Source organism: Candidatus Cryosericum odellii, from assembly GCF_003570935.1.
Lineage (GTDB): Bacteria > Caldisericota > Caldisericia > Cryosericales > Cryosericaceae > Cryosericum > Cryosericum odellii.
This window is the reverse complement of sequence record NZ_QXIU01000059.1, coordinates 1-4,178: the sequence shown is the minus strand read 5'-3', so window position 1 is coordinate 4,178 and position 4,178 is coordinate 1. Positions and strand designations below refer to the sequence as shown.

Here is a 4,178-nt window from a genome sequence, read left to right as displayed (position 1 = left end):
CATCTATATTATGAATGTGAGACTTACAGATTGGGCCAAAGATCAAGCCATTGCGTATATCACAGAGAACCGGGCAAAGCGTGCATTGGAAGCTGCTGCCAAGTGAAAACCAACCAGGCTTTTCGATATGAACTAGACCCCAACAACGTGCAGCATGGAGCGCTTGTCCAACATGCGGGTGTGGCTCGGTTTGCATACAACTGGGCACTTGCAGATCGTATTGAGCGTTTCGAACAGAACGAGGGAAAAGCCAAATTCACTTCTGCCATCGAACAGCACAAGCTTCTCAACAGCCTCAAGGTTGCCCAATTCTCGTGGATGTACAGTGTCTCCAAGTGCGCTCCACAGGAAGCATTAAGAGATTGCGAACGTGCATACCGGAACTTCTGGCGAGGACGGAAGCAGGGGCAAGATATTGGATTTCCAACGTTCAAGAAGAAAGGACAGCACGACAGTTTTCGTTTAACTGGCTCCCTCCACGTAAAGGAACATGGAGTTGTCCTGCCTCGCATTGGGAGAATCAGGACAAAGGAAGGAACCGAGAAATTCCGTGGTCGAATCCTTTCGGCCACCGTATCACGAGAAGCCGACCGTTGGTTCTGCTCGCTGGCAGTTGAAGTTGAAAGAGCGAAACCGTTAGCAGTAGTTGGTGAAGCTGTTGGCATTGACCTTGGCATCAAAACTTTTGCAGTGTTGTCGAATGGCGAGCGTTTCGAATCTCCAAAGCTGTTGAAACGAAAGATGAAGAAATTTCAGCTGCTGTCTCGACAAGTGAGTAGGAAGAAAAAAGGTTCAAAGAACAGAACGAAAGCGAATCTTCACGTTGCACGCCTCAATCGCAGCATCCGCAACATCAGGAAAGACTTCCTGCACAAGCTGTCGACCAGCGTTGCCAAGAGCCACGGCATCGTATGTATCGAGGACCTTGCAGAGAGGAACATGGTGCGGAACCATCATTTGGCGCAGAGCATTTCAGATGCCGGTTGGGGTGAATTTCGCCGCATGCTCGCGTACAAATGCTCGTGGTATGGGTCGGAACTGCGCGTCATCGGCAGGTTTGCGGCCAGCAGCAAGACCTGTTCTGTATGTGGTGAAGTAAACTATTCGCTCGCGCTTGCGGACCGGACTTGGGTCTGCGAAAACTGCGGCACGTTGCACGACAGGGACGATAATGCGTCTGTTAATATCCTGAATCTTGGTACGGGCAGTCATCGCCCGGAACCGCACCCAAGTAAGATTGGGTGCAACGCCTGTGGAGACCCCCTCACCAAGCGCTGGTCGCAGAAGCAGGAAGCAAGCTCACCCGTATTCTTGCATGAAGTTGTGTGCAACGAGTGATCAGACTTGCGGAACGGCACCTTGCGTGGCTTGACGCGGACGTGTTGAATGAGTACTATGACCTCAGGGGCTGGGACCGTCTGGGCGTTCCGACGGTCGCAACGGTGAAACGGTTGAGTATCGACCAGTTGAGCACCGTCGGCCCGGTGCCTGAGGGGTGAGATCTATGGTGAGACGACAGCAGCGTGGACATACATTGAACATGCAGAAGGTCATGATGCTGGTTGCCTGCTTTGTCATCGGCTATCTCATCTGGAGCACTATCTCGGCGCTCGCCTATCTGGGCAAGGCGGATCGGTTGACGACAAGCACATTTGCCGAAATGCAGCAGGTCAGCGCGCAGACGCTCGAACAGCAGAAGGCCATGGAGTATCATGCGACGAAAGCCTACGTCGAGCAGGCGGCGCGCGAAGACATGCTCATGAGCAAGAAGGATGACACCGTCATCCTCTTCCCCATGAACCACACGGCCCCAGAGCCGGTTCCTCCTGCGCCCACGCTTCTCCCTCGCGTGCTGACTCGGTTGATCACATGGGTCAAGGGATGGTTTTAGGGTTGCATTTTGGCCCGGGCACTGTATGCTGTTCTATCGGAGCCTGCCACGTCGGCAGAGCTATCCCCCACAGAGGTGAGTGACTACTTTAATGGCCGAAGAGCACCGCATCAAGCTAACCGAAGGCATCGTCATCAAGATCGTTCCGTTTGGAGCGTTCGTCAAGACAGATACGAATGAGGTAGGCCTCGTTCACATCTCGGAGATCAGTGACACCTACGTCAAGGACGTCAACCAGTTCCTCAAGGAAGGGGACAAGGTCATTGTTCGCGTCATTGGCCGCAACAAGGATGGCAAGCTCAACCTGTCCATCAAGGCTGCCAAGGCCGCCGGTGGTGCCGAAGGAACGACTGCCGCGCCTGCTGCGGAAGGTAGTTCTCCTGCCCAGGCTTCTGCGCCAGGTGCGCCATCTTCTCCCCGCCCCTCCTACAATGCGCGCCCCTTTCATGAAAAGCCCTTGCTAAGCCCCTTCGATATGATGATGAAGCGGTATCTGCAGGACTCACAGGAGTGGCAGGTCGACAAGAAGAAGCGGACAGAGCGCAAGCGCGGATAGCGTCTCGCTTTTCCTGACTTGACAGAGACTGTCGCCTCTGCTACTATGTTCCAGTTTTCCAGCGCCCTGTGGCGGCGTAGCTCAGTTGGTTAGAGCATTCGGCTCATACCCGGAGTGTCGAGGGTTCGAATCCCCCCGCCGCCACCATTGTACCATTCTCGGGACAGAAGCTCCCCTCAGAACGCCCCCTCAGAAGCACCCCTCGTATTGAACTGAAATACTCGGGGGCATTGAAAAGAAATACTCGGGGAATACGCCCTTCGCCTTGGACAAAAGGGCTCAGGGGTCTTGAACAGAAAGGCTCGGGGGGTTCCAAACAGTAACACTCTCACAACAAGACGCACCCTTACTCTCAGTCATGGCAACATCCGGTGCCCATGGTTGTTGCAGAAATGACACGGTGACCTGCCCCCAAGGCTGAAACCCTCCCTGTACCTGCCACAGACGCCGTCTGGTCTAGCATGACGGCATTTCATGATATGCAGAGCGGCCGCGAACTTGCGGCCGCTCTCTTCATTCCTGAGGTGCTCGGTCTTGGTCTTCAGTGATTCCTGAAGGCTATCCCATGTAAGCGTTCTTCCAGTCGACAATTCCCAGCGCCGACTGGTAGAAGTTCTTGATGTGCTTGCTCAGGAGCACCGGGCTCGTGCAGTAGTAGATTGGAAGAATGGGGAAGTCTGTCATGAGGATCTTCTCTGCAGCGTGCAATGTCGCCATGCGTGCCTTCGGGTCGACCGTCGCTTTGGCTTTTGCGATGAGAGCATCGTACGACTTGTTGCTCCAGCCAGTGTGGCTGGATCCGCCACCCGTTACAAACATGTACAGGAACGTGCTGGCGTCCATGTAGTCACCAGTCCATTGCACCAATGCAAGATTGAAGTTCATGTGTATCAGGTCATCCACAAAGACGCCGAGTTCCTCGTTCCTGAGGGTGCAGGTGGTGATGCCAAGGTTCTTCTTCCACATCCCCTGGATCGCCTCGCAAATAGTTTTGGTCAGGTTGGAGGTGTTGAAGAGCAGTGCGAAGGCAGGGAACCCCTTGCCATTGGGATAGCCGGCCTCGGCAAGCAGTGCCTTAGCAGTCGCGATATCGTTGTCCTTGTAGAAGCTCTCCTGGGAAGTCTTGCGGAAATCGCTGCCAGGAAGCGCATCTGGCATACCGTAGGGAACAATACCCAGTGCGGGAACCTCCCCGCCTCTCGTGATGGACGTAGTGATGCTCTTGCGGTCGATTGCCAGGAGCAAGGCCTCACGGACGCGGACGTCGTTGAACGGCTTCTTGGTGACATTGACCCGATAGAACAAGGTCGCGAGGGACGGAAGGATCTTTGCATCGCCTGAGGCGGCCAGCTTGGGTAACTCAGAGAGGGGTACGGTGGAGGAGGCGTCCAGCTGACCGCTCTGGTACATCGAAAGTGCAGTCGACTCATCCTCGACCATGAGGTAGGTGATCTTCATGAGCTTGACGTTGCCCCTGTCCCAGTACGTCGGGCTTTTCTCAAAGACCATCTTCTCGTTGTGTGACCATTGCGTGAGCTTGAACGGTCCGTTGGTGACGTAGTTCGTCAGATCGGCGGCCCACTTGTCATTTGTGCTGACAACAGCCTTGCAGACCGGCATGTACGTCGGGAACGCCGTCAAGCTGAGAAAGTAGGCGGTGGGCGACTGGAGGTAGACCTTGAGCGTCTTGGCGTCCAGTGCCCTGACGCCGACGTTCTTGCTGGGGTCGAT

The 4,178-nt window shown here is 54.9% G+C and carries 5 protein-coding genes and 1 tRNA gene; 5 read left to right on the top strand and 1 reads right to left on the bottom strand.

Annotated features, from left to right (window positions below):
* Nucleotides 1-102: 102 nt before the first annotated feature.
* The 5 genes from SMC5_RS02280 to SMC5_RS02260 all read left to right on the top strand — a co-directional run bounded on the left by SMC5_RS02280 (nt 103) and on the right by SMC5_RS02260 (nt 2,594).
* Entirely contained in the window at nt 103-1,338 is a 1,236-nt protein-coding gene (locus SMC5_RS02280) for an RNA-guided endonuclease InsQ/TnpB family protein (RefSeq protein ID WP_207798980.1), read from the top strand.
* A complete protein-coding gene (locus SMC5_RS02275; RefSeq protein ID WP_119119425.1) occupies nt 1,326-1,499 on the top strand; it encodes an aldehyde ferredoxin oxidoreductase C-terminal domain-containing protein in 174 nt (57 codons plus the stop codon). The genes SMC5_RS02280 and SMC5_RS02275 overlap by 13 nt, the downstream gene beginning before the upstream one ends.
* 5 nt (nt 1,500-1,504) lie before the next feature.
* Complete coding sequence (locus SMC5_RS02270; protein WP_119119424.1) at nt 1,505-1,891, top strand: FtsB family cell division protein; 387 nt, start codon at nt 1,505-1,507, stop codon at nt 1,889-1,891.
* A gap of 91 nt (nt 1,892-1,982) precedes the next feature.
* Complete coding sequence (locus SMC5_RS02265) at nt 1,983-2,447, top strand: S1 RNA-binding domain-containing protein (protein ID WP_119119423.1); 465 nt, start codon at nt 1,983-1,985, stop codon at nt 2,445-2,447.
* 70 nt (nt 2,448-2,517) lie between these two features.
* Nucleotides 2,518-2,594: transfer RNA gene (locus SMC5_RS02260), tRNA-Met, on the top strand.
* A gap of 411 nt (nt 2,595-3,005) precedes the next feature.
* Here the strand turns inward: SMC5_RS02260 and SMC5_RS02255 are convergent.
* Nucleotides 3,006-4,178, bottom strand: a 1,173-nt coding sequence (locus SMC5_RS02255) for a peptide ABC transporter substrate-binding protein (protein WP_165848931.1), incomplete at its 5' end; no start/stop codon positions are given.